20 protein-coding genes are annotated in these 24,669 nt (G+C 65.5%); 11 read left to right on the top strand and 9 right to left on the bottom strand.

The features are described from left to right. Positions 1-79: 79 nt before the first annotated feature. The 8 genes from ACK4ZD_RS08130 to ACK4ZD_RS08095 form a co-directional block, all read right to left on the bottom strand. The gene (locus ACK4ZD_RS08130; RefSeq protein ID WP_409660365.1) at positions 80-1,810 is read right to left on the bottom strand and encodes an alpha-amylase family glycosyl hydrolase; all 1,731 of its coding nucleotides are present in this window, start codon (positions 1,808-1,810) and stop codon (positions 80-82) included. A 108-nt stretch (positions 1,811-1,918) separates the two neighbouring features. Continuing rightward, positions 1,919-2,362 (bottom strand): pullulanase-associated domain-containing protein, encoded by a 444-nt coding sequence (locus ACK4ZD_RS08125; protein ID WP_409660363.1) that lies wholly within the window; start codon positions 2,360-2,362, stop codon positions 1,919-1,921. Positions 2,363-2,417: 55 nt separating this feature from the next. Next, the gene (gene malG / locus ACK4ZD_RS08120; RefSeq protein ID WP_409660361.1) at positions 2,418-3,308 is read right to left on the bottom strand and encodes a maltose ABC transporter permease MalG; all 891 of its coding nucleotides are present in this window, start codon (positions 3,306-3,308) and stop codon (positions 2,418-2,420) included. 25 nt (positions 3,309-3,333) lie between these two features. Further along, positions 3,334-4,866 carry a maltose ABC transporter permease MalF gene (malF, locus tag ACK4ZD_RS08115; RefSeq protein WP_409660359.1) on the bottom strand — a complete coding sequence of 511 codons (1,533 nt, stop codon included), beginning with the start codon at positions 4,864-4,866 and terminating at the stop codon, positions 3,334-3,336. Between the two features lie 71 nt (positions 4,867-4,937). Continuing rightward, a complete protein-coding gene (malE, locus tag ACK4ZD_RS08110; RefSeq protein WP_409660357.1) occupies positions 4,938-6,140 on the bottom strand; it encodes a maltose/maltodextrin ABC transporter substrate-binding protein MalE in 1,203 nt (400 codons plus the stop codon). A 76-nt stretch (positions 6,141-6,216) separates the two neighbouring features. Beyond that, positions 6,217-7,314, bottom strand: a complete 1,098-nt coding sequence (locus tag ACK4ZD_RS08105) for an ABC transporter ATP-binding protein (RefSeq protein WP_409660355.1) — start codon at positions 7,312-7,314, stop codon at positions 6,217-6,219. Positions 7,315-7,341: 27 nt separating this feature from the next. After that, positions 7,342-9,000 (bottom strand): alpha-glucosidase, encoded by a 1,659-nt coding sequence (locus ACK4ZD_RS08100; protein WP_409660353.1) that lies wholly within the window; start codon positions 8,998-9,000, stop codon positions 7,342-7,344. Positions 9,001-9,147: 147 nt separating this feature from the next. Beyond that, positions 9,148-10,467, bottom strand: coding sequence for a maltoporin (locus ACK4ZD_RS08095; protein ID WP_409660351.1), 1,320 nt, complete (start codon positions 10,465-10,467; stop codon positions 9,148-9,150). A 457-nt stretch (positions 10,468-10,924) separates the two neighbouring features. Between ACK4ZD_RS08095 and ACK4ZD_RS08090 the strand changes: the two genes are divergently transcribed. Together ACK4ZD_RS08090 and ACK4ZD_RS08085 are read left to right on the top strand one after the other, a co-directional pair. Beyond that, entirely contained in the window at positions 10,925-11,890 is a 966-nt protein-coding gene (locus ACK4ZD_RS08090; protein WP_409660349.1) for a glucokinase, read from the top strand. Positions 11,891-12,156: 266 nt separating this feature from the next. Next, positions 12,157-12,768: an SHOCT domain-containing protein gene (locus tag ACK4ZD_RS08085; RefSeq protein WP_409660348.1), complete on the top strand. Its 612-nt coding sequence runs from the start codon at positions 12,157-12,159 to the stop codon at positions 12,766-12,768. 88 nt (positions 12,769-12,856) lie between these two features. Here the strand turns inward: ACK4ZD_RS08085 and fabI are convergent, their stop codons facing one another. Continuing rightward, on the bottom strand, positions 12,857-13,654 hold the full coding sequence (fabI, locus tag ACK4ZD_RS08080; RefSeq protein ID WP_409660346.1) for an enoyl-ACP reductase FabI: 798 nt from the start codon (positions 13,652-13,654) through the stop codon (positions 12,857-12,859). A gap of 348 nt (positions 13,655-14,002) precedes the next feature. Here fabI and rimP point away from each other — a divergent pair, with 348 nt between their 5' ends. The 9 genes from rimP to ACK4ZD_RS08035 all read left to right on the top strand — a co-directional run bounded on the left by rimP (position 14,003) and on the right by ACK4ZD_RS08035 (position 24,629). Beyond that, on the top strand, positions 14,003-14,533 hold the full coding sequence (gene rimP / locus ACK4ZD_RS08075) for a ribosome maturation factor RimP (protein WP_409660344.1): 531 nt from the start codon (positions 14,003-14,005) through the stop codon (positions 14,531-14,533). Then, positions 14,530-16,008, top strand: a complete 1,479-nt coding sequence (nusA, locus tag ACK4ZD_RS08070) for a transcription termination factor NusA (protein ID WP_409660343.1) — start codon at positions 14,530-14,532, stop codon at positions 16,006-16,008. Before rimP ends, nusA begins: the two co-directional genes overlap by 4 nt. Before the next feature lie 61 nt (positions 16,009-16,069). Continuing rightward, entirely contained in the window at positions 16,070-18,955 is a 2,886-nt protein-coding gene (infB, locus tag ACK4ZD_RS08065) for a translation initiation factor IF-2 (protein ID WP_409660341.1), read from the top strand. A gap of 83 nt (positions 18,956-19,038) precedes the next feature. After that, positions 19,039-19,401, top strand: a complete 363-nt coding sequence (rbfA, locus tag ACK4ZD_RS08060) for a 30S ribosome-binding factor RbfA (RefSeq protein WP_409660339.1) — start codon at positions 19,039-19,041, stop codon at positions 19,399-19,401. A 7-nt stretch (positions 19,402-19,408) separates the two neighbouring features. Continuing rightward, positions 19,409-20,374, top strand: a complete 966-nt coding sequence (truB, locus tag ACK4ZD_RS08055; protein WP_409660337.1) for a tRNA pseudouridine(55) synthase TruB — start codon at positions 19,409-19,411, stop codon at positions 20,372-20,374. A gap of 32 nt (positions 20,375-20,406) precedes the next feature. After that, complete coding sequence (gene typA, locus ACK4ZD_RS08050) at positions 20,407-22,236, top strand: translational GTPase TypA (protein WP_409660335.1); 1,830 nt, start codon at positions 20,407-20,409, stop codon at positions 22,234-22,236. Between the two features lie 35 nt (positions 22,237-22,271). Then, positions 22,272-23,210, top strand: a complete 939-nt coding sequence (locus ACK4ZD_RS08045; RefSeq protein ID WP_409660333.1) for a DMT family transporter — start codon at positions 22,272-22,274, stop codon at positions 23,208-23,210. Between the two features lie 2 nt (positions 23,211-23,212). Further along, positions 23,213-24,325 (top strand): enoyl-CoA hydratase/isomerase family protein, encoded by a 1,113-nt coding sequence (locus ACK4ZD_RS08040; protein ID WP_409660408.1) that lies wholly within the window; start codon positions 23,213-23,215, stop codon positions 24,323-24,325. 64 nt (positions 24,326-24,389) lie between these two features. After that, a complete protein-coding gene (locus ACK4ZD_RS08035; RefSeq protein ID WP_409660331.1) occupies positions 24,390-24,629 on the top strand; it encodes a hypothetical protein in 240 nt (79 codons plus the stop codon). Positions 24,630-24,669: the final 40 nt, after the last annotated feature.

Genomic DNA, 24,669 nt, shown 5'->3' with positions numbered 1-24,669 from the left:
CAAGATTGGGCCCAAGATTGGGCACCAGGCGGGTCGCTGGGCCGCTAGGACACTGCAAGGCTTCATGGGGTGGCGCGGCTCACCGTCCCGTCGCGACCGGGTCACGCTCTAGCAGCACGACCCGGCCGGCCTCCAGGCTCACCTGCCCATTGTCGACGACCACTGGTCGGCCGGTGTAGGCATCGCGCAGGCGCTCTCCATTTTGGAAGACTTGTCCCACCGGCAGGGTGACCGGCCCTGGGGCGGTCAAGGCCACCACGACGCGGTCCCCACTGGCGGTGTCGATGCGGCTGAACACATAGGGCGCAGCCTGCAACTGCTCGTGCACGCCGCGGGCGAGCGCCACATGACGGGTCCGGAAGGTTCCGAGCTTGCGCCAGTGGGCCAGGAGCTCGGCATCGATGCTACCCCAGTTCATGAACGAGCGGGTCGATTGCTGGGGGTCGGTGCGCGGGCGATGTCCTTCGGGTCTCGCGGTCTCGTCGCCGTAGAAGATCTGCACGCCGCCGGGCGCCAGCATCAGCGCGGTGCCGGCCTCGTACAGACGCTTGCGGTTGAAAAGTTCGGTGTCATGCGAGGAGATGTAGGCGAGATTGATGAACCCGGGCCTGCCGGCATAGACGCGTGCGTACTGTGCAAACAGGGCTTCGGGCTCGCTGAAGCGGCGCCCCTGCTGCTGGAAGTTGAAGTCGATCATCGCGTCGAATCCGGCGTCGTGCAGCGCGCTGCGCTCGGGTCCGTGGCCCCAGTATTCGCCCACCATCCAGAACGGCTCGTCGTCGATCTTCTTGTCAGGATTCCTGGCCTTCCATTCGGCCAGGGCTTGGGTGGCTTCGCGCTTGAGTTCGGCCCAGGCCTCGGGCTCGACATGCTTGACGGTGTCGGCGCGGAAGCCATCGATGCCATACTCGCGCACCCAGTCGGTCAACCATCGGATGAGATAGCCGCGCACCGTGGTGTCGGGCAGATCCCGAGCACGCGTGTCGGGCTTGTTGCGCAGGAAGGTGGGCAGCTTGACGGCCTGCTTGCTCTCGGTACGGAAGTCAGGCAGGTAGGCCAGTTGCATCGTGCGGTCGTCTCGACCACCGTCGATGTAGCTGGGCAGTCCGGCACGCACCCAGTCCCGACCCCACCATTCGCCGAAGGCGAAGCTGTTGTAGTCGATGAAGCTGTGGTAGTTGCGCAGGGTGGCCTGCTCGTGGCCGGGCCACAGGACCTTGGGCACCAACTCTGCGGCCGTGCGCAGGTCCAGGTAGCCGGGATGGTTGAGGACCACGTCGAAAAGCACACGGATGCCTTGTGCATGAGCGGTGTCGACCATCTCGCGCAGTTCCTCCGAGGTGCCCATGTTGCGGTCGAGCACGGTGTAGTCCAGCGCGTAGTAGCCGTGGTAGGCGTAGTGTTTGAATTCTTTGTCACCGCCCACCACCCAACCGCGGATCTGCTCATAGGGGGCCGTGATCCACAGGGCATTCACCCCCAGCGCCTTGAAATAGCCTTCTCTGAGCTTGATCGTCAGGCCCTTGAGATCCCCGCCGTGGAAGGTGCCTACATCGTCCTTGGGGTTGGCCTCTCGCTGGCGTCCGTAGCTGTCGTCATTGCCAGGGTTGCCGTTGAAGAAGCGGTCGGTGATGACGAAGTAGACGATGGGGTTGTCGGCGAATCGCCCCGGCACGCTGTGCGGCATGGCGGTGCCGGCCTGTGAGGCCTGAGAGGCCGGTGCGGCGGGGGCGGACGCGGGGGGAGGGGTCGCGGTGCCGCAAGCAACGATCAGGGGGGCGAGCAGCAGGGCCGGATGTCGAAGTTTCATGGCGGAAGGCAGGACGGGGCCGGCGCCAAGCTGGCGGCACGGGCCACAATGATGAACGGCCCCCGCGGCTCGCTGCATGCGAGCGGCGAGGGGCCAAGGCGTCTCAGTTCACTTGCAGGGCTTGGCCTCGCGGGCCTTCTTCGCATCGGCCAGCGAGGTGTAGATGGCGCGGTCGCCGTTGTTCACCCAGATCTGCTTGTGGGCCTTGCCATCGAAAGCCATGTCACGGCCACCCTGGTCCTTGGTGTCACCCTTGTGGATGATGTAGTTCACCCGGCCGTTCACGTAGTCGTCCAGCTTGGTGTGCCAGTACACGCCAAAGTCGTCCTTGCCGGTGGGCATCATGGGCTTTTGCCACTCGATGCCTGGCAGGGGGATGCCTCCATCCTTCCAAAGGTGTACGCCCCAGCCATCGTAGTTGTTGTCGCAGCGGTTGTAGTGGATGGACACGTACCCGGCGGGCGGCGCAGAACCCTGGGCCAAGGCCCCGATGCCGCTGGCAAGCGCGGCGGCGGCCACGGTCGCTTTCAAAAAGGAAGAAATGCGCTTCATCGTGATGTCTCCTTGCAGGTGGTTGGGGAGCGGTTGGGGATTCGTCGTGCAGGCGTCAGCCTTTCAGTCCGCCGGCCGTGAGGCCGGAGACCATCCATTTCTGGGCGAGGATGAAGACCACGGTGATGGGCAGCCCCGAGAGGATGGCAGCGGCGGCAAAGTCGCCCCACAGGTAGCGCTGTTCGTAAAGGAAGAGCTTGGAGCCCACGGCCAGCGTGAGCTGATCCTGACCCTGCAGCAGCACCGACGCCACCGGATACTCGATGATGGCGTGGATGAAGGCGAGCAGGAAGACGACCAGCAGGATCGGCACGGCCATGGGCAGCAAGACCAGCCGGAACGCCTGCCACGGCGAAGCGCCGTCCACTTTGGCCGCCTCCTCGATCTCGGAGGGGATGGTGTCGAAGTAGCCCTTGATCGTCCAGGTGAACAGGCCGATGCCTCCGGCATAGGCCAGCAGCAGCGAAGCATGGCTGTCGATGCCGAAGAAGGGGAAGACATTGCCAATGCGGTCGAAGATGGCGTAGATGGCCACCAGCGCCAGCACGGCCGGGAACATCTGGATCAGCAGCAGGGCGGAGAGGGCCTGCGACTTCCCGCGGAACTTCATGCGGGCAAAGGCATAGGCCGCGGTGGTGGACAGCAGCAGGGTGATGATCCCCGACAGCGTGGCCACCTTCACCGAATTCCACAGCCAGCGCAGGACGGGGAAGGGGGGCTCGACCATGCGGCCGTCGGGCCCCTCGTAGGGGATGCCCAGCGCGAGCTTCCAGTGCTCCAGGCTGATCTGGTCGGGGATCAGGCTGCCGGCGGCGAAGTTGCCCGGACGCAGCGAGATCGACAGGATCATCAGGAACGGGAAGATGATGACCGCGATGAGCGCGATCAGGAAGGCGTGAGCGGCCAGCACACGCCAGCGATGGGACTTGTCGAGAACGATGGCCATGGTGGGGAGTGCTCCTGGGTTCGTCTCAGCGGGCTTCGTCCTTGGTGATGCGCGTGGCGCGCAGGTTGATCCACGACAGCAGTGCCACCATCGTGAAGATCACCGTGGAGATGGCGGCGGCCAAGCCGAAGTTCTGTCCTGAATCCTCGAAGGCGATGCGGTAGGTGTATGACACCAGGATGTCGGTGGTGCCAGCCGGGATTTGGGTGTCGAGGAAATCGGGCCGCCCGCCGGTGAGCAGGTTGATCAGCACGAAGTTGTTGAAGTTGAACGCAAACGATGCGATCAGCAGCGGTGTGAGCGGTTTGATGACCAGAGGCAGCGTGATGCGAAAGAAGTTGGTGAGGGGTCCGGCGCCTGCCACGGCCGAGGCTTCGTAGAGATCCGACGGGATGGCTTTGAGCAGCCCCATGCATAGCACCATCATGTACGGGTAGCCCAGCCAGGTGTTGACGATGAGCAGCATCACCTTGGCGAGGAAGGGGTCCGAGAACCACGCGGGCTTGATGCCGAACAGGCCGTGCAGGATCAGATTGATTTCGCCGAAGTTGTTGTTGAAAAGTCCTTTGAACACCAGGATGGAGATGAAGCCCGGCACGGCATAAGGAAGGAAGAGCAAAGTCTGATAGACCCCGCGGAAACGCAAGGCCTCCCAGCTCAGCAGCACGGCCAGCACCATGCCCACCGAGGTGGCGAACAGCACGGTCAGCGCTGCGAAGACGACCGTCCAGATGAAGATGCGCACGAAAGGCTCGCGGAAGGCCTTGTCGGTGAAGATGCGCAGATAGTGGGTGGCTCCGATGTTCACCTGGAAGCCAGGAGCCACGTTCTCTCCGGCCTGGTTCTGGTAGAAGCCGGCCTCGAAGTTCGGGCGCAACACCGAGCCGTCCTGCCGGTTCGTGAGGCTGCCGTCGGCATTGCGTGCATAGAGCTTCTGGACGGGGCCGAACTGGCGCAGGCCGCTCATGCGCACTTCCGTGCCGTCGGGCATGGTGACGGTGAGGGCGCGTAGACGAGGCTGCAGGCCAATGAGCTCGCGCAGTTCGACGGGGGCCAGGCCTGGTGGGTCTGCCTGGGCCGCGACAGCGGCCACCGGGCCCGGCGTCGGATCGTCGAGATCGAGTTCCGGACTGAGGAAGATCTCGCCGGTGTCAGGATCTTCGAAGCGACCGACATGGCGGTGTCCGTCGCTGAGCAGCGTGAAGCCATAGCTGCGACCCTCGGCCTGGTAGGTCTCGTCCAGGAAGTAGGCCGTGGCGCGCTCGAAGCTGAGCAGGTTGCGCGAGCTGTAGTTGGTGAAGCTGATGGCCACCGTGTACAGCATCGGAAAGACCACGAAGATGACCACGGCGGCGATGCCCGGAAAGAGATAGCGCCAGGCATACAGGCGCTGCGAGGTATAGATCCAGGCTGCCAGGGCAATCACCACAAGCAAGGTGCCAGCCAGCAGCGTTTCGCCGGCAGCGTGGACGAGGGTGACGAGGTACAGCGCTCCCAGGGCCAGCACGGTGCCGGCGACCGGGGAAGCCCAACGCTGCAAGACGGAAGTCTGAGTCATACGCAATCTGCGGGTGGTCCGGCACGGATGCCGGACCACCAGGGAGCAGCCCTCGCGGGCAGTGGGTCAGGTCACTTGGCGGTGATGCGCTTGGCCGCGGCGTCCAGGGCCTCTTTGGGGCTTTGGCGTCCTTCGGTCATGTTTTGCAGCGCCGAAGCCATCGAGGACCAGAAGCGCCCCATCTCGGGGATGTTGGGCATGGGGGCGCCGTCCTGGGCGCTGGCCATCGTGGCCTGGATGTTCGGGTCGCTCTTGAGCTGGTTGAAGAAGGCCTTGGACGCAGGCGTGCCCAGGGGCACATCGTCGTTGATGGCCTTGAGGCCTGCCACGCTGAGCATATGGTTCTCGATGAACTCGACGGCGATGTCGCGGTTCGGAGAAGACTTGTTGATCATCGCACCCATCACGCCCACGAAGGGAGCGGCCTTTTTGCCAGCCACGGTGGGGATTTTGGCCACGCCGAAGTTGATCTTGGACTTTTTCAGGTTGTCCCAGGCCCAGGGGCCGTTGATCATCATTGCGACCTTGCCCTGGTTGACGGCGGCTTCCATGTCGGCGTAGCCGGCCCCCTTGGGCATCACACCGTCCTTGATCATCTTGGCGATCAGCTCGGCGCCCTTGAGGGCACCGGCATTGTTCACGCCGGTGTCGGCCGGGTCATAGGTTCCATCGGGCTTCTGCTTGAAGGCATAGCCTCCATTGGCCGCCAGCAGCGGCCAGGTGAAGTAGGTGTTGTTGTAGTCCCAGAGGATGGCCTTTTTGCCCTGGGCCGACAGCTTCTTGTCCAGCGCAATCACCTCTTCGAAGCTCTTGGGCGGGGTGGGCACCAGATCTTTGTTGTAGATGAGGGCCACCGCCTCGATCGAGATCGGGTAGCCCCAGGTGCGGCCACCGATGTTGAAAGCCTTCCAGGCCAGTGGGTCGATGTCGTCGATGATCTTCTTCGATGGGCTCACGGGCTGCAGCAGGCCGCCCTGGATCCACTCGCCCACGCGGTCGTGCGCCCAGATCCAGATATCGGGGCCCTTGCCGGCAGCCGCAGCCTGCTGGAACTTGCCCGGGGCGTCTTCCGGATGCTCGACCGTCACTTTCACCCCGGTTTTCTTTTCGAACTCATCACCGACCTTCTGCAGGCCGTTGTAGCCTTTGTCACCGTTGATCCAGATCAGCAGCTTGCCGGGCTCGACGGCCAGGGCCGGGGTTACGAAACCGGCTGAAAAGGCCAGCGCGGCGGCCGCAGCCACCAGCTTGATGCGTTGACGTTGAATGTTCATGACTTGCTCCTTTGGTTTCGGCCAGGTCGGCGCTTGGGTATGTCCAAAGACACGGTTGGGGAAAAGGGGGCGACGGTCATCCCGCGCGGGGCAGGGCCTGTCCGTCGACATCGAAGACGTGGCAGCGCTGGGGGGCCAGGCCCAGGTGGGCGGTGTCGCCGATGACCAGCGGGTTGTCCGGGGACGCACGCACGACCACGGGCGCCTGGGCGCCGGGAACGTCCACATACAGGTAGGTGACATCACCCAGGTGTTCGGCCGCCTGCACCGTGCCGCGCAGTTCGTTGGCCGGTGCGGCGGTCTGGGTGTCGATGTGTTCGGGGCGCACGCCCACGGTCACCTTTGCGCCGGCGGCCAGACCGGTGGCATCGACGGCCGCGCGGATGGCGCGTCCGTCGGCCAGCCGCAATAGGGCTTCGGTGGCGGCCGCCGACTCCAGCGTGGCCGAAATGAAGTTCATCTTGGGCGAGCCGATGAAGCCGGCCACGAAGAGGTTGGCCGGGCGGTGGTACAGCTCCATCGGCGTGCCCACTTGTTCGATGCGGCCCGCATGGAACACCACGATGCGATGGGCCAGGGTCATGGCCTCGACCTGGTCGTGGGTCACATAGACCATGGTCGTCTTCAGTTCACGGTGCAATCGGGCCAGTTCTACCCGCATCTGAACCCTGAGGGCGGCATCGAGGTTGGACAGCGGCTCGTCGAACAGGAAGACGCCCGGCTTGCGCACGATGGCACGGCCGATCGCCACACGTTGCCGCTGCCCGCCCGACAGGGCCTTGGGCTTGCGCTCCAGCAGATGCTCGATCTGCAGGATCTGCGCAGCGCGTTTCACGGCGGCTGCCTGTTCGTCCTTGTTGACCCCGGCCAGGCGCAGCCCGAAGGCCATGTTCTCGGCCACCGTCATGTGAGGGTACAGGGCATAACTCTGGAAGACCATCGCAATGCCTCGCTTGGCAGGAGGCACCTCGTTGACGAGTTGACCGCCGATGTACAGCTCGCCGCTGGTGATGTCTTCGAGACCGGCGATGCAGCGCAGCAACGTGGACTTGCCGCAGCCCGAGGGGCCGACGAAGACGATGAACTCGCCGTCGTGGATGTCTAGGTCGATGCCGTGCAGCGTCTCGATCTCGCCGTAGGACTTGCGCAACGCCTTGAGTTGGAGGTGGGCCATGGGTCGGGTCGGTTCAGGCTTGGGACATCACACCATCTTGCCGAAGTAGGCGCCGTGGGCGGGCAGGGTGAAACGCTGAGCCTGGCGATGCGCGCCGGCAAAGCCATGGCCTTCCAGTGCCGAAGTGGCCGGTGCCTGCGCCAGCTCGAAGCTCACCGGCTCGGGCCCCAGGTTGAACACGGCCAGCACTGCATCGCCGGGCAGGCCGGCGGCCGGGGTGCGGGCCAGCGCCAGCACGGGCTCGGGAGCATCGAAGAAGCGGATGTCGCCGGTCACGAGCGCCGGCTGCGTTTTGCGCCAGGCGATGAATCGGCGCAGCGCCTGCAAGGGCGACGCGGGATCGGCCTCGCTCACGTCCACTGCTCGTGCGAGATGTTCGGGCGGAACGGGCAGCCAGGGTTCCACCGTGGCGTCCCCGCTGAAGCCTCCATGCGGCCGCGTGCTCGACCAGGGCATGGGCGTGCGGCAACCGTCGCGACCCTTGAATTCGGGCCAGAAGGCGATGCCGTAGGGATCCTGCAGCTTCTCGAAGGGGATGTCGGCTTCGGTCAGGGCCAGTTCGTCCCCCTGCCACCAGCACACGCTGCCGCGCAGGCTCATCAGCATGGCGCCGGCCACCTTGATGTAATCGGGCGAGGCGCCCGGGCCGCCCCAGCGCGTCATCACGCGGGCCACATCGTGGTTGCCGAAGGACCAGCAGGCCCAACCGTCCTTCATCTGGGCTTCTAGCTCCTCGACCTGCTGGCGGATGTAGGTGGCGCTGTGTTCCGCCGTGAGCAAGTTGAAGCTGTAGGCCATGTGCAGCTTGTCGCCATCGGCCGTGTAGGCAGCCATGGTCTTGAGCGAGTCGTCGTCCCCAATCTCCCCCACGCTGGCGGCTCCGTACTCGTTCAGCAGGGCCCGCACGCGCTGCAGGAAGGTCAGGTTCTCCGGTTGGGTCTTGTCGTACAGGTGGCGCTGCATCCCGTAAGGGTTGGTCTCCATGACCGTCTTGGTGTCGCGGCGGATCGCCGGCGGGTTGTCGCGCAATTGCCGGTCGTGGAAGTGGAAGATGCAGGCATCGAAGCGGAAACCGTCCACGCCGCGGTCGAGCCAGAAGCGGATGTCTCCCAGCACCTGCTGTTGCACCGCCGGGTTGTGGAAGTTCAGGTCAGGCTGGCTCGTGAGGAAGTTGTGCAGGTAGTACTGTCGCCGGCGCGAATCCCATTGCCAGGCCGAGCCGCCGAAGACACTGAGCCAGTTGTTTGGGGGGGTGCCATCCGGCTTGGGGTCGGCCCACACGTACCAGTCCGCCTTGGGATTGTCGCGGCTGGCGCGGCTTTCGACGAACCAGGGGTGCTGGTCCGAGGTGTGCGAAAGCACCTGGTCGATCATGACTTTCAGGCCCAGTTCGTGTGCGCGCGCCACCAGGCGGTCGAAGTCGGCCAGGGTGCCGAACATCGGATCGACGTCGCGGTAGTCGGCGATGTCGTAGCCGAAGTCCTTCATCGGTGAGCGGAAGAACGGTGAGATCCAGATGGCATCGACCCCGAGGCTGGCCACGTAGGGCAGGCGCTCGACGATGCCAGGCAAATCGCCGATGCCGTCGCCGTTGCTGTCGGCGAAGCTGCGGGGGTAGATCTGATAGATGAGGGCGCCGCGCCACCAGTCGGTGGGCTGGGCGCGCAGGAGCGAGGCAGTGGTCACGTCGAAAAGTCCGTCGGTATCCGGTTGGGTGCGAAGCCCAGGTGCAAGGCGATGGGCACGGCATGTCGATGCCCATCGCCTTGCAGGCGGCGCGGGGCCGCCCGTGCAGTCGAGCCGCCGTGCCGGCTCAGGCCGGCACCGGCCCGATCACCACCAGGTTTCGGCCTGCACGCCGTAGGTGATGCCGTATTTCTTGTCGGCGAACACGTTGTTCGAGTTCGCATTCACGCCGTTGCGGGCCGCCTCGTTCCAGGTGGCGTAAGTCACGAAGCCGCGCAGCACCGGCCGCGACCAGAAGCCGCGCGACAGGGACAGCTGCGGCGCGATCGTCAGCTTGGTCAGCGTGGCCCACTTCGGATTGGTCTGGCTGTCATCCTTGGCCCGGTCCACGCCGAGCTCCATCGCCAGCGAGAAGTTGTCGCTGAAGTTGTACTGGGGACGCACGCCGAAGCTCATCCACTGGCGCTGCTCCAGATCCCAGGGGGCCTTCTTCAGGTTGTCCCAGATGAAGGTGCCCATGCCCGACCAGTTGCTGCCCGCCGGCGCGATGTAGATCTGTTCGACCAGGCGAATCGATTCGCCCTTGGTGCTGTTGTTGCCGCCGGCGTAGGCCGGGATCCAGTTCATGCCGGCTCCGTTGCCGCGGCCATACTGCAGCGCGAGTTTGTTGAAGCCGCCGAGAATGCCGCCCTGGAAGTGCTGGGCCGTCAGCAGGTAACCAGTCTTTTCGTCGCTGGCCGTGGCGTTGCTGCCACGGATCACCTGAGCGGCCAGCTCCAGCTTGCCGTTCGGGTTGACACCGATGTCGTAGAAGCGGAACTCATAGCGCTTGGCGGCGTTCACGCCCACGCCGCCACCGAACACGAAGCTGCCCGGCGCGCCGTCCAGGCCAGAGTTGCCGCCGTTCTGGTGGTAGGCAAAGGCGAACTTGGCCGGGCCCACGCCGATGTCTTCGATGCCGGCGCCGGGGCCGGTGTTGGCCCAGTAGTAGTAGTCGTTGATGTGGACGTCGTGGCGGTTGTAGAAGCGCTTGCCCACCCACAGCTTGGCGTCTTCGAGGGCACCCTCGGGGAAGAAGCCGCCGGCGATGACATAGTTCTCGCGGCTGGCGATGTCGAAGCTCTTGCCGTCACTCGAGGGGTTCTGGTCGATCACGCTTTCATAGTCCTGCGCCCCCTTCTCGCGCAGCGCCAGGCGCAGGTTGTACTTCGCCCAGGCACCGTCAGACTTGCCGAAGGGCACCGACACCGCCGCCTCGCCGTAGTTGTCGCATTCGTTGCCCAGGCGGTACTTGGCCTGCGCCGGGAAGCCCAGCCGGAAGCACTGCAGGTTGCCGCCTTCGCTGGTGCCGCCGACCTGGGTGCGCACGTAGCCGTGGAACTCGATGCCCTGCGCGAACGTGGCCGGCGCGGCGAAGGCGCCTGCCACGGCCGCGGCGGCAGCCAGCAGCTTGAACTTGTGATGCATAGTGGAACTCCTCATGGGTTGTGGCTTGGGGGTGTCATGCTGCGGACGGCCGAGGCCGCTTCACAGCGGTTGGGGAAAACCGACGGCGACAGCGAAAAAGAGGCGGCGCCCGGCCGGGCGCCGCGAACTCGCTCGCTCTGAAGACCGCTGGGCCACCACGGTTGCGGGCGGACGCCGCCAAGGAAGACTTGTCCGTCATGGCCATCTGTAGAATCACTACAAGTGATGATGTAGTTTGATAACAGACCGAACTCTAGTAACGAAACTACCTTTGCTGAACCAGGGATAACCCTTGATTGCAACTACTCTGGCGCCCGCCAGAAGTTCAAGGTCACCCGGAGATGCCCCGGCAAGCATGGACAGTGGGTTCGAACTCGTCTAGCATCATGATGTAGTTTACCTACATCATGTGCCGACCAGAAGTCGGTGCCAAAGGCTCATCGAGGAAGACAACATCGTGGATCAAACCTACCCCCGCCTGGTCGGGGACATCGGCGGGACGAACGCCCGTCTGGCCTGGGTGGCGGCGTCGGGTCGCCTGCCCGAACGTGTGAAGACCTATGCCTGTGCCGATCATGAGTCGCTGGAGTCGGTCATCCGGGCCTACCTCGTGCAGGAGGGCCTCGACATCCCGCCGTGGTGTGCGATCGGCATCGCCAATCCCGTGACCGGCGACTGGGTGCAGATGACCAACCACCACTGGGCCTTTTCCATCCGTGCCCTGCGCGAAAGCCTCGGGCTGCAGCGCCTGCTCGTGCTGAACGATTTCACGGCGCTGGCGATGTCGCTGCCCTCGTTGGCGGGCGGCGACCTGCGGCCTGTGGGCGGTGGGCAGGCCGTGCAGGGCGAGCCGAGGGCCTTGCTGGGCGCCGGCACGGGGCTTGGTGTCTCGGGCCTGCTGTCTTCGAGTGGTGGACGGCTCGTGCCGGTCAACGGCGAGGGGGGGCATGTGACGCTGGCGGCCGCCGACGAGGAAGAGGAGGTGGTCCTGCGTCTGCTGCGGCGGCGCTTCGGGCATGCCTCCGCCGAGCGGGCCTTGTCCGGCCCGGGGTTGGTCCATCTCTACGACGCCGTGTGCGAGTTGCGTGGTGTGGCGCCAGCGAGCCTGACGCCGGCCGACGTCTCGCGTGCGGCTTTGGCGGCCGAAGATCCCGCCTGCGAACAAGCGTTGGCGCTGTTTTGCAGCTTCCTGGGCAATGTGGCGGGCAATCTGGCGCTCACGCTGGGTGCGCGAGGGGGGGTCTACATTGGCGGCGGCATCGTGCCGCGCCTGGGGACGTGGTTCGACCGCTCCGCCTTCCGGCGGCGGTTCGAGGACAAGGGGCGTTTCAGTGCCTACCTCGCCGGGATTCCGACCTACGTCGTGCAGGCGGAGCATCCCGCCCTCTTGGGGGCCGCGCGAGCCTTGGACGAATTGAGCTGACGATGTGGATGAGGAGACGAGCGTGCAACACCCCCTTACCGGAACTCAAACTCAAACCTCTGTGGGCCGGCGTGTGACGGCGGCTGCAGCCGTGCTGCTGGCCCTGATGGCGGGGCTGACACAGCCGGTGCCGGTGGCGGCACAGGCGGCCGCCGACGCTTCGGTCTCGCAACGGGCGCGCGAGTGGCGCATCCACGAGCTCACCGTCGTCCGGCTGGCCCCCCCGGGAGCCGGGCAGCGACGCGCCCAACGCGCATCCCGCCACCGTGGCGCCGGAGGTCCTGCGCCGCGCGCTGGGCAGCATCACCACCGTCGTGCGGGGGCGCACGGAGAACCTGTTCAGCAACGACGAGCTGGACGACCTGGTCGGCCCGCTGGTGCAGGCTCTTGCGGCGGCCGGTCCGGGGCAGGATGTGGAGCTGCTCAGCACGGCCCGTCGCCATGGGAACTTCCTGAGCACGCCCTATGGCGTGACGGCGCGGCTGTTCGTCGGCGAGGAGGGGTTGAACCTGATCGTGCACGATGCACGCCTGGATTTCTTCCACGCCTACCGCGCCACGAAGGTGCTGCCGCGCTTTCAGTACGGCTCGCGCGCGCAGGCCGGCCCCTCGGCCGTGGCGAGTCCTCAAGGTCGGGCCCGGCGGGCCGACTGGCTGGTGTTCTCCTTGCAGTCCGCGGTCGCTGCGCCGGCGGCGGTGGCCGAGCCAGCCGTGGCACCTGGGCCAGCGGCCGCAGCCGACCCCGCCGGGCGACGGGATGAACGCTTTTTCGAGGAGCAGGCGCAGCGCCTGCGGGGTCTGCAGCGTCTGCGTGAGCAGGGTCTGATCACCGAAGAGGAATTCCAGCGCAAGCGCCGCGAGATCTTGCAGCTGCTGTGAGCGACTGCGCAGGGGTGGCCCGCTGTCGCGGAGGGGGCGCCTCACGGCTCGATCCGCGGTGGGCGCCTGGCCGAGCGGTTCGAGGGTTTCAGGCGTCGAGCAGTCCCGCCGGCACGCCGCCCATGACCTGACTGAATCCCCCGTCGACGTAGGTGATCTCGGCGGTCACGCCCGAAGCGAGGTCGGACAGCAAAAAGGCGGCGACGTTGCCCACGTCCTCGATCGTCACGTTGCGCCGCAACGGGGCGTTGGACTCGACGATCTCCAGAATCTTGCTGAAGCCTTTGATGCCCGAGGCGGCCAGGGTCTTGATGGGGCCGGCGGAGATGCCGTTGACGCGGATGCCTCGCGCGCCAAGCTGGGCGGCCAGGTAGCGCACGCTGGCCTCCAGTGAGGCTTTGGCCAGCCCCATCGTGTTGTAGTTGGGCACGGCGCGCACGGCACCCAGGTAGCTCAAGGTCAGCAGCGCGGCCTTGGGGTTCAGGCGGGGCAGGGCAGCCTTGGCCATCGCAGGGAAGCTGTAAGCCGAGATGTCATGTGCGATGCGGAAGGCCTCGCGCGATAGGCCGTCGAGGAACTCGCCGGCGATCGCTTCCCGTGGGGCAAAGCCGATGGAGTGCACGAAGCCATCGAAGCTCGGCCAGGCTTGGCCGAGCCGGTCGAACAGGGCCTGGATCTGGGCGTCGTCACCGACGTCGCAATCGAAGACCAGGTCGGAATCGAACTCGCGGGCGAACTCGGTGATGCGGTCCTTGAAGCGTTCGCCCACATAGCTGAACGCCAGTTCGGCCCCTTCGCGGCGGCACGCCTGCGCAATGCCGTAGGCGATCGAGCGGTTGGACAGCAGGCCGGTGATCAGAAAGCGCTTGCCGGCGAGAAATCCCATGGTGTCTCCGAGAAGGTCAAAGAAAGAAGATTTTGGCATGCAGCCCCTGGACGACGCCAGCCGGCGCCGGCTGCGCCGCAGGCAACACCGCAACGGGCCCAGGACTTGCTTGGTCCTGCCGGGCGAAGTACAATCCGACTTTCGCTAAGTCATTGTGAGCCATTGCAAATAATGGGCGGAGACATCCAGCCCATTTTTTTTGCTTGGCCCCGTTTGCTTTGCGGGTGGCTCGTTGTGCCGCAGGGCGCGGATGCTTGGCGGCGGATGCTTGGTGGCGGATGCTTGGTGCAGTTGCGGGGTGCAGTTGCAGGATGTGGGCGGTGATGCTGCAGGAGTGTTGGGAACACGATGGGTTGGCAGGCCTTGGTTGAGAACACGGTGACGGGGTTGGGTTATGACTTCGTCGAATGCGAGCGCAGTGCGGGCGGGCTGTTGCGCGTGTTCATCGACCGCGTGGTCGGCGATCCGAATGGCGCTTTCATCACCGTGGACGATTGCGAAAGGGTGACGCGTCAGCTCCAGTACGTCTTGGAGGTCGAGAATGTCGACTACCGGCGCTTGGAGGTGTCGTCGCCTGGGCTGGACCGGCCTTTGCGCAAGGAGGCCGACTACCGGCGCTTTGCCGGCCAGGAAGTGGACATCACCCTTAAACACGCCTTTCAAGGGCGCAAGAAGTACCGTGGCGTCCTGGAATCCCTGGACGAAGGATGGCGCCTCGTCCTGCGTGAGGGCACCCAGGAGCAAGCATTGGATTTTTCTCTGGACGAGGTGCGTGAAGCCCGCCTGGTGCCCGTGATCGACTTCAAGGGTCGGCGCAGGGGGCAGGCCGCGGCCGCATCCGCGGACAGTGCACAAGAAGACGGAGGTCAGGAATCATGAACCGCGAACTGTTGATGCTGGTGGACGCGATCTCGCGCGAGAAGAACGTGGAACGCGATGTCGTGTTCGGCGCGGTCGAGGCCGCCCTGGCATCCGCCACCAAGAAGCTCTACGAGGGCGAGGTCGACATCCGCGTGGTGATCGACCGAGAGACTGGTGAGTATGAGACCTTCCGCCGCTGGCACGTCGTGCCCGACGAGGCGGGGCTGCAGCAGCCCGACGCCGAGATCCTGCTGTTCGAAGCGCGAGAGCAGATTCCCGACATCGAGGTCGACGACTACATCGAGGAGCCGGTCGAGTCCGTGCCCATCGGCCGCATCGGCGCGCAGGCGGCCAAGCAGGTGATCCTGCAGAAGATCCGCGACGCCGAGCGCGAGCAGCTGCTCAACGACTTCCTGGCCCGAGGCGACAAGATCTTCGTGGGCACGGTCAAGCGTTTGGACAAGGGCGACCTCATCGTCGAGTCCGGTCGCGTCGAGGGGCGCCTCAAGCGCAGCGAGATGATCCCGAAAGAGAACCTTCGCACGGGCGACCGTGTGCGTGCGGTCATCCTGGAGGTCGATCCCACGCTGCGCGGTCCGCAGATCATCCTGTCGCGCAGCTCGCCGCAGTTCATGATCGAGCTGTTCCGCCAGGAGGTCCCCGAAATCGAGCAGGGCCTGTTGGAAATCAAGAGCTGTGCCCGCGACCCCGGCTCGCGAGCCAAGATCGCCGTGCTCTCGCATGACAAGCGTGTCGATCCCATCGGCACCTGCGTGGGTGTGCGTGGCTCGCGGGTCAATGCCGTGACCAACGAACTCGCCGGCGAGCGTGTGGACATCGTGCTGTGGTCCGAGGATCCGGCCCAGTTCGTGATCGGTGCGCTCGCACCGGCCAACGTCGTTTCCATCGTCGTGGACGAGGAGCGCCACGCCATGGACGTCGTGGTCGATGAGGAGAATCTCGCCATCGCCATCGGCCGCGGAGGGCAGAACGTGCGCCTGGCCTCGGAGCTGACTGGCTGGCGTATCAATATCATGACCGCCGAGGAGTCCCAGGCCAAGCAGGCCGAGGAGACCGGCGCGATCCGTCGTCTGTTCGTCGAGAAGCTCGACGTCGACGAGGAAGTGGCCGACATCCTCATCGAAGAAGGCTTCACCAGCCTCGAAGAGGTGGCTTACGTGCCCCTGCAGGAGATGCTGGAGATCGAGGCTTTCGATGAGGACACCGTCAACGAGCTGCGCACCCGTGCCAAGGATGCGCTGCTGACGATGGAGATCGCCCGTGAAGAAAAGGTCGAAGAAGTATCGCAGGATCTGCGTGACCTCGAAGGTCTGAATGCGGAGCTGATCGCCAAGCTGGCCGATGCCGGCATCCATACCCGCGATGACCTCGCCGACTTGGCTGTCGATGAGCTGACCGAGATGACCGGTGTCGATGAGACACAGGCCAAGGCGCTCATCATGAAGGCCCGAGAACACTGGTTCACGGCCTGAGAGGGGCTGCACAGAGGTTCCGCCCGTCCAGCCACCGCAAGCTCGTCAAGGATCACACACAATGGCCGTTACTACAGTCGCACAGTTCGCCTCCGAGCTGAACCGCCCCGCGGCGACGCTGCTCGAGCAGTTGAGATCCGCCGGGGTGGCGAAAGCCTCTCCGGACGACTCGCTGACCGAGTCCGACAAGGAACGCCTGCTGGACTACCTGCGCACGGCGCACGGGACTGCTGGCACCGAACGCAAGAAGATCACGATCACCAAGAAGTCGACCACCGAGATCAAGCAAGCCGATGCCTCCGGCAAGGCGCGCACCATCCAGGTCGAGGTGCGCAAGAAGCGCGTGTTCGTCAAGCGTGACGAGAGCGCGGCGCCGGTGGAAGAGGTGGCTGCTGCCAAGCCCGTCGTGGACGAAGCGGAGCTGCGCCGCCGTGAGGAAGAGGCCAATCGCCAAGCGGAGCTGCTTCGTCGCCAGGAAGAGGAGTTGGCCGAAAAGCGTCGGCAACGCGAGGAACAGGAACGGCGCCAGCGCGAGGAGGCCGAAGCCCGTGCGCGCGAAGCAGCCGAGCGCGAGGCCGCCGAGAAGGAGGCCCGCGCCGCGCAGGCGCGCCAGGCCGAGCTGGCTGCCGCCGGCAGCGACGTCGTCGAAGCCCCAACACCTGCGCCGCAGCCCGCAGCGGCGGCTCCCGCTCCAGCCCCGGTCGAACCGGCCAAGCCGGCCGTGCGCGTGGTCAAGGCCGTGGATGCCGAGGCCGAGGAGAAACAGCGCATGGCCGACCTGGAGAAGAGACGCAAAGCGGCCGAGGCCGAAGCCGCAGCGATCCGCGCCATGATGGCCTCGCCCAAGCGGGGTGTGATGACGGCCAAGAAGCCGGAAGAAGACAAGCCCAAGGCCGAAGCCGGCAAGGAAGGCATCAAGGGCACCATCCACAAGCCCAAGGCTGTCGCGCCTGGGGCTGCCGCGCCCGCAGCGCCAGGTGGCGCGTCCAAGCCGGGCGACAAGAAGTCGGTGAAGTCCGAGAAACTGTCGTCGAGTTGGGCCGACGATGCGGCGAAGAAGCGCGCCCTCAAGACCCGCGGCGATACTGTGGCTGGCACCCGTGGCGGCTGGCGGGCGCCCACCAAGGCAGGGGGCCGTCGTGGCGAGCGTGGTGACAGCGCCTCGACCTTCGTGGCGCCTTCCGAGCCGCAGGTGTACGAGGTCCATGTGCCCGAGACCATCAGTGTGGCCGACTTGGCCCACAAGATGTCGGTCAAGGCCTCCGAGGTGATCAAGCAGCTGATGAAGCTGGGCCAGATGGTCACGATCAACCAGCAGCTCGACCAGGAAACGGCCATGATCGTGGTCGAGGAAATGGGGCACAAGGCCTTTGCCGCCAAGCTCGACGATCCCGAGGCCTTCCTGGAAGAGAGCCAGGCCGCCCAGCAAGCCGAGCTGCTGACTCGTGCCCCGGTCGTGACCGTGATGGGTCACGTCGACCACGGCAAGACCTCGCTGCTCGACTACATCCGCCGCTCGCGCGTCGCCGCGGGCGAAGCCGGGGGGATCACTCAACACATCGGCGCCTATCACGTCGACACCCCCCGCGGCACGATCACCTTCTTGGACACGCCTGGTCACGAGGCGTTCACGGCCATGCGAGCCCGCGGCGCCAAGGCGACCGACATCGTGATCCTGGTGGTGGCGGCCGACGATGGTGTCATGCCGCAGACTCGTGAGGCCATCCACCATGCCAAGGCGGCAGGCGTGCCGATCGTCGTGGCGGTCAACAAAATCGACAAGCCCGATGCCAACCCGGATCGCGTGAAACAGGAACTGGTGGCCGAAGAGGTGGTACCCGAAGAATACGGTGGCGACGCTCCCTTCTGTCTGGTGTCGGCCAAGACCGGTGAAGGCATCGACAATCTGTTGGAGAACGTGCTGCTGCAAGCCGAGGTGCTCGAGCTGAAAGCTCCGGTGGAGGCGCCGGCCAAGGGCCTGGTCATCGAAGCCAAGCTGGACAAAGGCCGCGGCCCGGTGGCCACGGTGCTGGTGCAGTCGGGGACGCTCAGGCGCGGCGATGTGGTTCTGGCCGGTGCCAGTTACGGTCGTGTGCGGGCGATGCTCGACGAGGACGGGAAGCCCACCCAGGAGGCTGGGCCGTCGATCCCCGTCGAGATCCAGGGCCTCACCGAGGTGCCTCAGGCCGGCGACGAGTTCATGGTGCTGGCCGACGAGCGCCGTGCCCGCGAGATCGCCACCTTCCGCCAGGGCAAGTACCGTGACGTGAAGTTGGCCAAGCAGCAGGCTGCCAAGCTCGAAAACATGTTCGAGCAGATGGGGCAGGGCGACGTGAAGACGCTGCCGCTGATCATCAAGGCCGACGTGCAGGGTTCGCAGGAGGCGCTCGCGTCCTCGCTGCTCAAGCTGTCCACCGACGAGGTCAAGGTGCAGATTGTGCATGCGGCCGTGGGTGGCATCAGCGAGAGCGACGTCAACCTCGCACTGGCATCCAAAGCAGTCATCATCGGCTTCAACACGCGAGCCGATGCTGGAGCGCGCAAGCTGGCCGAACACAATGGCGTGGACATCCGCTACTACAACATCATCTACGATGCGGTTGACGAAGTGAAGGCAGCCATGTCGGGCCTGCTCGCGCCGGAACAGAAGGAGGAGGTCATCGGCACGGCCGAGATCCGCCAGGTGTTCCGCATCTCCAAGGTCGGAGCCATTGCCGGGTGTATGGTGCTGTCCGGCGTGGTTCGCCGCAACGCTCGCCTGCGTCTGCTGCGCGACAACGTCGTCATCTACACCGGAGAGCTGGAGTCGCTCAAGCGCTTCAAGGACGACGTGCGTGAGGTCAAGGAAGGCTTCGAGTGCGGCTTGAACATCAAAAACTACAACGACATCCAGGAAGGCGACCACCTGGAGTTCTTTGAGATCAAGGAAGTGGCACGCACGCTGTAAAGGCGGAGGCGCTCACGCGCTCGGACCCCGCCGATCGAAAGATGGGCGGGGTTTGTGTTTCTGGCACCAACCGGAGTCTCATCATGCGACACAAGCGATCGATTCCCAACCGAGCCCACCGCGTGGCCGACCAGATCCAGCGCGACGTGGCCGAGCTCATTCGCGAGCTGAAGGATCCGCGCATCGGCATGGTCACGCTCAATGCGGTAGAGGTGACGCCCGACTACGCCCACGCGAAGGTCTACTTTTCGCTGCTGGTGGGTGATCCTCAGGAGACCGAGACTGCCTTGAACGAGGCAGCCGGCTACCTGCGCAACGGCTTGTTCAAGCGCCTGCAAATCCACACCGTGCCGACGCTGCACTTCGTCTTCGACCGCACGACCGAGCGGGCCGCCGACCTGAACGCGCTAATCGCCCAGGCCAATGCCACCCGCGCCAAGGACTGACGTTGCCATGCCGGTTGCCGCTGCCTCCGCACCGTTGCGTTCGCGCATCCAGCGCCGTGCGGTCCATGGCGTGCTCCTGCTCGACAAACCCCTGGGCCTGAGCAGTAATGATGCCCTGCAGAAAGCCAAACGGCTGTTGCGGGCGCACAAGGCCGGTCACACCGGCACGCTGGATCCGATGGCCACGGGCCTGCTGCCGCTGTGCTTCGGGGCGGCCACCAAGTTTTCGCAGGCCAGTCTGGAGGCTGACAAGGCCTACCGTGCCGTGCTGCAATTGGGGCGCCGGACCACCACGGGGGATGCCGAGGGGGGCGTGCTCGAAGAGCGGCCCGTATCGCTGACGGCGGCCCAACTCGATGCGGCGCTGGCCCGTTTCGTCGGCGAGATCGACCAGGTGCCCCCCATGCACTCAGCCCTCAAGCGCGAGGGCCGGCCCCTGTACGAGTATGCCCGTGCCGGTGTCGAGGTGGAGCGCCAAGCCAGGCGTGTGAGGATCCATCGCTTGGACCTCGTGGCCTGGCAGGACGACCGGCTGGAGATCGACATTCTGTGCAGCAAGGGCACTTATGTGCGCACGCTGGCCGAGGATCTCGGTGAAGCCCTGGGTTGCGGTGCCCACCTGGCGGCTCTGCGCCGCACGGCCAGCGGCCCATTGTCGGTCGAGCAGGCCATCACGCTCGAGACGCTGGAGCAGATGGACGAGACCGGGCGCGATGCCTGCCTGTTGCCCCCTGACGTGCTGGTCGCGCACTGGCCGGCGGTACACCTGACGGCCGACGAGGCTGGGCGCTTTCTAGCCGGGATGCGCCGGCGCGTGGCCCATCGCGAGGCACCTGCCGTACGCGTCTACGGCCCGCAAGCCGGCGCCTTCCTGGGCAGCGCCCAGGTTCGTGCCGGTGAACTCATTCCCATGCGGCTGCTGAGCCCGCCCGAGGTTCAGGCCCTGCTCAAGGCCCCCTTTAACGAGTCCTGACCCATTCGCCGGGTCGCCTTTGTCTTTCCATCATGAGCAAGCCCATCCGCAACATCGCCATCATTGCGCACGTCGACCACGGCAAGACCACGTTGGTGGACCAGTTGCTGCGCCAGTCCGGCACCTTCCGCGAGAATCAGCAAGTCGGCGAGCGGGTGATGGACAGCAACGACCTCGAGCGTGAGCGCGGCATCACCATCCTGGCCAAGAACTGCGCGGTGAGTTGGCGGGGTACGCACATCAACATTGTCGATACTCCCGGGCACGCCGATTTCGGTGGCGAGGTCGAGCGAGCATTGTCGATGGTCGATGGTGTCGTGCTGCTGATCGACGCACAGGAGGGGCCGATGCCGCAGACCCGCTTCGTGACCAAAAAGGCTCTGGCGTTGGGCCTCAAGCCGATCGTGGTCGTCAACAAGGTGGACAAACCCGGTGCGCGCCCGGACTATGTCATCAATGCCGCCTTCGACCTGTTCGACAAACTCGGTGCCAACGAGGAACAGCTCGACTTTCCCGTGGTGTATGCCTCGGGCCTGAACGGCTGGGCCTCGCGCAGCGAGGGGGAACCCGGGACGCGCTGGGGCGAGGACATGAGCCCGCTTTTCGAGACGATCCTCAGCCACGTGCCGGCTCATCAGGGGGATCCGGCCGCGCCGCTGCAGTTGCAGATCTCCTCTCTAGACTATTCCAGCTACGTGGGCCGTATTGGTGTGGGTCGCATCAACGCGGGCACCTTGCGGCCGGCAATGGACGTTCTGGTGATGGAGGGTCCAGAGGGCCGCTCCTACCGCGGACGCATCAACCAAGTGCTGAAGTTCGAGGGTCTCGAACGCCGGCAGGCCGAGTCCGCCGGGCCTGGTGACATCGTGCTGATCAACGGAATCGAAGACATCGGCATCGGTGTGACCGTGACGTCGATCGAGCAACCGCAGCCTTTGCCCATGCTCAAGATCGACGAACCCACACTGACGATGAACTTCTGCGTCAACACCTCGCCGCTGGCTGGACGCGAGGGCAAGTTCGTTACGAGCCGACAGATTTGGGATCGCCTCCAAAAGGAGCTGCAGTCCAACGTGGCTCTGCGAGTGCGTGAAACCGAGGAAGACGGCGTCTTCGAGGTTTCAGGCCGAGGAGAGCTGCACCTGACCATCTTGCTGGAGAACATGCGGCGAGAGGGCTACGAGTTGGCCGTCTCCAAGCCTCGCGTGGTGTTCCGCGAGATCGACGGTGAGCGCTGCGAGCCCATGGAGCTCGTCACCGCTGATGTGGAAGAGCAGCACCAAGGTGGCGTGATGCAGGCTTTGGGGCTGCGCAAGGGTGAGTTGGTCAATATGGAGCCTGACGGTATGGGGCGTGTGCGCCTGGAGTATCGTATTCCGGCGCGAGGGCTGATCGGCTTTCAGAACGAGTTCCTCAATCTCACGCGCGGTACCGGCCTGCTGAGCAACATTTTCGATGGTTACGAACCCTACAAAGGCGAGATCGAGGGGCGCAAGAACGGCGTGCTCGTCAGCCAGGAGGATGGCGAGATCGTCACCTATGCCCTGGGCAAGCTCGACGACCGCGGGCGCATGTTCGTCAAGCCGGGTGATCCAGTCTATGAAGGGATGATCGTGGGCATCCACAGCCGGGAGAATGATCTCGTCGTCAATGCGGTGCGCACGAAGCAGCTCACCAACTTTCGCGCCTCGGGCAAGGAGGATGCGATCAAGCTCACCCCACCGATCGAGCTGACGCTGGAGTACGCCGTGGAGTTCATCGAGGACGATGAACTGGTCGAGATCACGCCCAAGTCAATCCGGCTGCGCAAGCGCTTCCTGAAGGAGCACGAACGCAAGCGCGCGCAGCGCGAGGCCACCTGAGTGGCCTGCGGATGGTAAGTAGGGCAGGCAAGGACATGACGCACGGCCGTGCCGTCGCGCTGATGGTGCTGGTGACGTTGATGTGGAGCATCGCCGGAGTGGTCACCCGCCACCTGGAGGTGGCACGTGCCTTCGAGGTGACGTTCTGGCGCAGCTTCTTCAACGCGGCGTTCATGGCCGTGGCCCTGCTTCTGTGGAAGGGCCGAGGACTGTGGGAGGAGCTGCGCCATGGTGGCTGGCCGCTGTGGGTGTCTGGCCTGATGTGGTCCATCATGTACACCTGCTTCATGGTGGCGCTCACGCTCACCACTGTGGCCAATGTGCTGGTGACGATGGCCCTGGGCCCGTTGATGACCGCGCTGCTGGCAGGCCTGGCGCTCGGCCACCGGTTGCCTGCCCGCACCTGGGGCGCCATCGCCGTGGCCGGCGCCGGGATCGCGTGGATGTATGGCCGCGAACTGGCGGGGGCCGAGTTGCGCCACCTGCTTGGCACCCTCGTCGCCCTGGGCGTGCCGCTGGCGGCGGCCGTCAACTGGACGGTGATCCAGCGCACCACCCACCAGCCTACCTATGCCCGGCGTCGGGATCTGCTGCCGGCGGTGCTGATCGGCGCCGCGATCTCTGCGGCCGTGACGCTGCCGCTGGCCTGGCCGCTGCAGGCATCTGCCCATGACTTGGGACTGCTGGCGACGCTGGGGGTGTTTCAGTTGGCTGTGCCTTGCCTGATCGCGGTTCAACTGGCACGCGTGCTGCCGGCCCCGGAGATGGCTCTGCTGGCCCTGCTGGAGGTGATCTTCGGGGTGGCCTGGGCCTGGCTGGGCGCCAACGAGGTGCCGTCCCCCCAAGCACTGCAGGGGGGACTGCTGGTGCTGGGGGCGCTGGTCGTCAACGAAGCCCTGGGTCTGCGTCGCGCACGCCTGGCCGCAGGCATCACAGTTCCCGAAGCTTCCATTTCACGACGAGGAGACCCATGATGATGTCCTCGACCCTTCCCGTGCTGAGCGGCGAGGGCTTGGTCCTGGCCGAGCGCCGCGGCAGCCTGGGCCTGATCACGCTCAACCGTCCGCAGGCGCTCAACGCCCTGTCGCTGTCGATGATCCGGGACCTCACCGCCTTGCTGCTGGCCTGGCGCGACGATCCCGCGGTACAGGTCGTGCTAGTGCGTGGAGCTGCCCGGGAAGGCAAGGGCGTGGCCTTCTGCGCCGGCGGGGACATCCGCTTCTTCCACCAGGCTGCCCTGGCGGGCGATCCGCGGCTGGAGGATTTTTTCACCGAGGAGTACACCCTCAACCACCTGATCCATGGCTACCCGAAGCCCTACATTGCACTGATGGACGGCATCGTGATGGGCGGAGGCATGGGCATCAGCCAGGGGGCGGCGCTGCGCATCGTCACTGAGCGCACGAAGATGGCGATGCCCGAGACCAACATCGGCCTCTTTCCCGACGTGGGCGGGGGCTGGTTTCTGTCACGCTGCCCGGGGCGGGTCGGTGAGTTCCTGGCATTGACTGGCCAGGTGATCGGTGCGGGCGACGCGATCGCTTGGGGGCTGGCCGATGGCTACGTGCCCAGCGAGGCACTGGACGGTCTGGTCGAGGCGCTGTCCGTCGATGCGGATGCTGTGAGTCTGCTGGCGCGGGCCCGGTCGTGCTTGCACGATGCACCGAGGCCCGTGCTCCAGGCCCATGGGGCGATCATTGATCGCTGCTTTGCCGGTTCAGAGGTTGCGGCCATCCTGGCTGCGCTGGACCGGGAGGCCGACAGCCCCTGGCCGGCCGAGATCGTGGCGACCCTGCGCAAGCGCTCGCCGCTGATGCTGGCGGTCACGCTGGAGCAGGTGCGTCGTGCCCGCCGCATGACGCTGGCCGAGGACTTGCGCATGGAGCGCGACCTGGTGCGCCACTGCTTCCACCTGCGCCCGGGCGCCGCCAGCGAGACGGTGGAGGGCATCCGGGCCCTGGCCGTGGACAAGGATCACGCGCCGCGCTGGAACCCGCCACGCATCGAGGACGTCACACCGGCGATGGTGCAGGCATTCTTCGCGAGCCCCTGGCCGGCCCACGCCCACCCCCTGAACGGGTTGCGCTGAACCATCACGCCACCAGCGGCCACGTGTTACGCTGAGCGACGGCGCGTGGCTCGGGAGTGATGCGATGCAAGCCCCTGCGAAATACCTGCTGATCATCGAGCAGGGCGGTGCCATGGTCGCCCGCCTCTTCGATCGCGAGCGCCGCCACCTGCTCGACTTCGATGCCAGTTCGGAGGAGGTGACCGTGATGACGGCCGGGCTGCAGCCCAGCGTCGGTGCCCTGGGCGATGAGTGGGGCCTGGCCCTGGCCGGTCACAACGAGCAGGAGCGCTCGACCGCCCAGGTCTACGTGCTCGACCTTTGAATCACCCGCGCCGGCGCGGACGGCGCTGCGCTGCGACAAT

It is taken from the genome of Caldimonas sp., assembly GCF_046291045.1.
In the GTDB taxonomy this organism is placed as follows: domain Bacteria; phylum Pseudomonadota; class Gammaproteobacteria; order Burkholderiales; family Burkholderiaceae_C; genus Caldimonas.
This window is presented reverse-complemented; position numbering and strand designations above follow the sequence as displayed.